Origin of the sequence: Vibrio sp. 1180_3, assembly GCF_029478545.1 — a bacterium.
Lineage (GTDB): Bacteria > Pseudomonadota > Gammaproteobacteria > Enterobacterales > Vibrionaceae > Vibrio > Vibrio aestuarianus.
The window spans coordinates 1-397 of sequence record NZ_SJFM01000193.1; the positions used below are offsets into that span (position 1 = coordinate 1).

The window sequence follows — 397 nt, forward strand, 5'->3', positions numbered from 1 at the left end:
CCTAATTTGAAACACATTATTGCTTTCAAACGGCAAAGTAAAACGGACAGCTGTGAAATTAAAACCCAATCCACGAAATGCGCTTGGCAAAGAAGAAATGACCGAGGAAATCACCATTCCTGAACTCGGTAATTTGCAAAGAATTCCATCGAAAAAGCCAACGACAGAGCACACGAAACGAATTTAAGCATTCATGAATTTCAACAACAAAGAAGCCGCGCCAATGAACTTAACAAACACAACATTTCCCGTAAGCAGACTTCGTTAAGTTCAAACACTTCCCGAAAAGTGCCACTGGCGAGATAGTTGAGAAGCTGAGATTTGTCCGGTGTGTAGCTAGAAAACCGAAAGCCTTTCCACCCTAAATTCACAGCTTTTCTTAACCCCAGCTAACGCC

1 protein-coding gene is annotated in these 397 nt (G+C 42.1%); it reads left to right on the forward strand.

The window, feature by feature from the left end:
- The first annotated feature begins 52 nt into the window (after positions 1 to 52).
- Positions 53 to 187 (forward strand): hypothetical protein, encoded by a 135-nt coding sequence (locus EYW48_RS21545; RefSeq protein ID WP_255091741.1) that lies wholly within the window; start codon positions 53 to 55, stop codon positions 185 to 187.
- The last annotated feature ends 210 nt before the right edge of the window (positions 188 to 397 follow it).